We start from the raw sequence: 4,276 nt of genomic DNA, 5'->3' as shown, positions 1-4,276 counted from the left end.
GAGGCTTGGGCGCGAGCCCGCGGAAAGCGTCCAGCTGCAGCGTAATGATTATAGAAGTGAACAGCTTCTCAACAGAAAAAAGACCACCTCGAAGTGGTCTTTTTAAATGTCTATTCAATTGTTTACTCCGCAAAGAAGTGACGGCCGATTTGGGTGAGGACAGTTCTGGAGAATATCCATTCATCGCTGACACCGGAAGGATTGTAATAGAAAACTGCTCCTTTCGTGGGGTCAACACCGTCCATCGCCTCTCTTACGGCATCATAAGCGCTTTTATCCGGAATTAGCAGGTATTGGTCGTCATTCACTGCCGTAAAGGCATTGCGCTGAAAAATGACTTCTTCGGTGCTGTCCGGAAAATCCGGGGAGGCTATGCGGTTTAAGACGACCGCTGCGACGCCCACTTTTCCGATAAAGCTTTCTCCTCTCGCTTCACCATGGACAATTTTCGCCATCATTTCCACGTTTTCCAGTTTCATCTTCGTTGAAGGCCCCACAAACCCGGTTGGCGGCAACCCGTAATCTTTTTGGAACCGTGTGACTGCGTTATTTGTGACAAAGTTGAAATAACCGGATACATCTTCCTCGTAATATCCCATGCGTACCAGCTGCTCACGAATTTCTTCCCCATCATCCACTGCCGGCCCAGCAATCTGATGTGGAGCCGCTTTCGCTTCCATTAAAGGAAGACATAAAAAAATGACGGCCATAACCGCCCCGCCTGCTATATTCTGCTTCAATATGTTCATAGTCCCTCTCCATTCCGCAAACTTTTGTGCAAAAAATATGACACCATAATAGTTTTGCTCTCTCAATAGAAATTCCCTGTGAAGATGGTTCTAAACATTTCATTTTTATTACGAGAGAAATCGCGGAATGCCAGGATTTTAAAGTACCGTTTATTCTATGGCCGTTTATGGCAAAACATAATGCAGTTGAGCAAATTCCCCGTACCGTTTTATATCTTTTAATTTGTATTCAGTCATCAGATCCGACTTTTGAAATAAGGGGATTCCTTTGCCGATGATTATCGGTGCAATGGAGATGATGAACTCATCGATCAACCCTGATTCCATAAAATCAGCCAGCAGCCGGGATCCGCCGATCACCCAAATGTTTTTGCCGGGCTGGCTTTTGAGCTTATCCGCAAACGCGGGGATGTCCATATCAGTAAACTCGATATTTTCCGAAGAAGCATTTGGAGACACCGTCCGGGAAAATATATAGGATTTGAGCCCGGGATAAGGATACTCGCCTTTTTCCATTTCCATCACCCAGTCATATGTCCGCCTGCCCATCACTACTGTATCAATCGTTTCCATGAATTCAGAATAGCCGGCGTCCCCTTCACCTTCCACTTTGAACAGCCAGTCCAGGGAATCGTCTTCAGTCGCTATATAACCATCCAGGCTCTGGGCTATATAGCAGACGATTTTTCGATTATCCGACATTTTAAACACCTCCTGATTTATGAGAGCTTCTTATTTATCGTTTTTCAGCTCTGCAAGTCTTCGATGTGTTTGCGGGAAACCATTTGCCTGCCATTCGGAACGGTAGGCCGCATCTAATTGAGTCAACCCGATTTCCGCATCATCAAACTCTGCATTCACACTTTCTTCACGGTCCACCGTCACACTGTTGCGCATGTCATTGTCTGCATAGACCCATACTCTCTTGCCGCTCTTTTTTCTGAGTGACTTGAATAAAATGATGCCTCCGGCCAGAGCGGACCCTGTGAAAACAAGCCTGTTTACATTTTTCTTTTGCATTGTAATCCCTCCAGATTTTTCTGATACGCTATATAGTTATCTTCCCTCTTCCCGGGATATTAACCCTGACCTTTCGAGGCTTTACCGTTTAGACTTGTCCGGTCTTCTTTGATAAAGTAAGATAATCCCTTTTCAATGGAGGTAAACGGAATGAAAAAAATCGTCATCTTGTCCGACACACATATACCGGTAAGAGCAAAACGGCTTCCCCGAATACTGCTGGAAGCCTGTGAAGAGGCTGATTTGATCCTTCATGCCGGCGACTGGCAGACGCTGGATGTTTATTTCGAGCTGTCTGCCTACACCGAAACAATCGGAGTGGCAGGAAATGTCGATCCGTGGGAACTCGTCGACCGCTTTGGCAAAAAGAAAATTTTTACCGTGGATGGCTTGAAAATCGGCATTACCCACGGAGACGGTGCAGGGAAAACCACCGAACTTCGCGCGTTGGAAACGTTTGCTGACGATGACGTTGACATCATCATCTTCGGCCATTCGCATATCCCTGTCATGAAAGAAATCAATGGCGTCACTTTATTCAATCCAGGCTCCCCAACTGATAAACGTCGACAGCCGCAATACTCTTTCGGTATGTTGGAAGCAGGAGAAATCTGGAGTTTGCGGCATGTCTTTTTCGACAAAGAAACGTAATTTCATAAGAAAAGCCGGACCGTTGGAATCAGCGGTCCGGCTTTTTTGAAATTCAGTTAAAGTTCATTTTCATGACAGCTCAGTCTTCTTTACAGCTATGGCCTGTTCTTTGGAAGCCCGGCTTTGCGTTTTAAGGAACTCAAAAAATTCTTTCGCATTTCCGCGTGAAACAAAGGACATTTCCATGTGCCCGCCGTCCGTAAAATGAATAATCAGATGCACAGTCCCCTGAAGATCGGCTTCAATACTTTTTACTTCTTCAAGCGGCGCTTCAAGTGTATGGGACTCTGCGCCGCTGCCACTCCTGAAAATCAGCGATTCCTCACTCACAGCCAGCAAACCTTTTAAACCCGCCACTTTATTGCAGCGGCTCGTGTGTAAAACACCGAAAACCCAGTGGTTGATGTGAGCGTTTGGCTTGTTCATTTTCAACTCTTTGAGCAAATTTGCCGGATGTGCCATGGAAACGCCCCCGTTCTTGATCATTTCCTATATTATACAGTCCTTCTCCACAGAGAACTGTTTTATTTATGTTACAAATGTTTCATTCTTACTAATTTGAGGTTCATAACATTCAAATAAAGGGTATTGAAGAAGATAGTCTATAGCTGGAAAGGTGGCTTACGCCGATGCGACTCGAATTGGAATTGCTTGACCAGACAGATACCACCATTTTTTTCACCTGGACGGATACCGGCGAAACCTGCAGGGTCGAACGGGATGGAGCAACAATATATAAAGGAACAGAAAACTCTTTCAGGGATGAAGGCCTTACGCCGGGAGAGTTGTACATTTATACGATTGAAAGACTGAATTCCCAAAATAAACCGGTCGAGCGCATCAAATTGCAGACCGGCACCGAAAATTATGATGATGACTTTATCAATCGGCTGCAGCAGATTACAGTCAGCACCATCGTCTCGGATTCGAAAATCGCGATTGCGTGGGGAGAGATTGAAGGCATCCCCAGTTTCGACATTTACAGAGATGGCGAATTCCTGGCCACTGTTGAAAAAAATCAATATACCGATTTGTCAGCGGAGAAAGACATCCCTTATTCCTATTGGATACACGGCAAACGTCCCCTCGAACGTTCGGAAGAATCGATGAAACGCGGAAAATCAGTGCTGGCTTCCCTTTTCGGCATGGTCAATGTCCGTTCCAATCCCGAAGAAGCAGCCATGGAAGAATTTTGGATCAAAAAACGTGTGGGGAGCCGTGCCCAGCTTCTGGCGGAACAGCCGACAAAGAAAGATCAGATCGAGCATCCGGTATGGCAGCTGCGCTATATGACTTTCCTGTCTCAGGATATACTGCCAAATCCCAATCTTTTTTCGCCCTACCGTTTTTTTAAAGGAGACGGCCGCAGCTATGATCCCAATGCCAAGGAGTACAGGACACGCGTCGATTTGAATATCCGCTTTTCGGAAGAGGGCTCTATAGTGGAATTCGATAAAGATGTCGGCACTACCATCGCCTATAACTGGCGTAAGAAATTCAGCAAAGCGGATGCCGCTTCTTCAGCCGGCATTGAATTGAAAGAAATGAACGAAGACAGCCATAAAGTGGCCATCGATTTAAAGCATTCCGTCGGCAATCCCTTGGTGACTTCACCGGATATCGATTACCAGGTCGCTGCCAATTTTTACAGAGTCGGGGTCTATGATATCATCGGTATCCACGACCAGGCCCCCAATCACGAGGTTTATCTGAAAAGCGGAAAACAGACCGAGTGGGAACAGATTCACGAAGCAGAAGACAAGGGCTTGTCCTGGATGGCTGAACCCATTGCCGGCCAATATTGGCGCATCTCTAATTTTGAATAAGAAGAGCTGGGTCGCCGGAGTCTGGACAAT

Annotated in this window: 6 protein-coding genes; 2 read left to right on the top strand and 4 right to left on the bottom strand. The window is 46.1% G+C overall.

Features of this window, described 5'->3' with window-relative positions; genetic code table 11:
- Positions 1-122: 122 nt before the first annotated feature.
- The 3 genes from KW93_RS15750 to KW93_RS15740 form a co-directional block, all read right to left on the bottom strand.
- Positions 123-749, bottom strand: coding sequence for a cell wall hydrolase (locus KW93_RS15750; RefSeq protein WP_033544005.1), 627 nt, complete (start codon positions 747-749; stop codon positions 123-125).
- Positions 750-914: 165 nt separating this feature from the next.
- On the bottom strand, positions 915-1,451 hold the full coding sequence (locus KW93_RS15745; RefSeq protein ID WP_033544004.1) for a dihydrofolate reductase family protein: 537 nt from the start codon (positions 1,449-1,451) through the stop codon (positions 915-917).
- 30 nt (positions 1,452-1,481) lie between these two features.
- Positions 1,482-1,769, bottom strand: coding sequence for a hypothetical protein (locus tag KW93_RS15740; protein WP_033544003.1), 288 nt, complete (start codon positions 1,767-1,769; stop codon positions 1,482-1,484).
- Positions 1,770-1,919: 150 nt separating this feature from the next.
- On the opposite strand from KW93_RS15740, the gene KW93_RS15735 reads away from it, so the two are divergent.
- A complete protein-coding gene (locus tag KW93_RS15735; protein WP_033544002.1) occupies positions 1,920-2,420 on the top strand; it encodes a metallophosphoesterase family protein in 501 nt (166 codons plus the stop codon).
- A 69-nt stretch (positions 2,421-2,489) separates the two neighbouring features.
- Here the strand turns inward: KW93_RS15735 and KW93_RS15730 are convergent, their stop codons facing one another.
- Complete coding sequence (locus KW93_RS15730; RefSeq protein ID WP_033544001.1) at positions 2,490-2,882, bottom strand: GRAM domain-containing protein; 393 nt, start codon at positions 2,880-2,882, stop codon at positions 2,490-2,492.
- Positions 2,883-3,049: 167 nt separating this feature from the next.
- Between KW93_RS15730 and KW93_RS15725 the strand changes: the two genes are divergently transcribed.
- The gene (locus KW93_RS15725) at positions 3,050-4,246 is read left to right on the top strand and encodes a DUF3238 domain-containing protein (protein ID WP_033544000.1); all 1,197 of its coding nucleotides are present in this window, start codon (positions 3,050-3,052) and stop codon (positions 4,244-4,246) included.
- Positions 4,247-4,276 lie beyond the last annotated feature (30 nt).

The sequence above is a fragment of the Planococcus sp. CAU13 genome (assembly GCF_000775575.1).
Taxonomy (GTDB): Bacteria; Bacillota; Bacilli; order Bacillales_A; family Planococcaceae; genus Planococcus.
The sequence above is the reverse complement of the archived record's forward strand: the minus strand, read 5'-3'. Positions and strand labels throughout refer to the sequence as shown.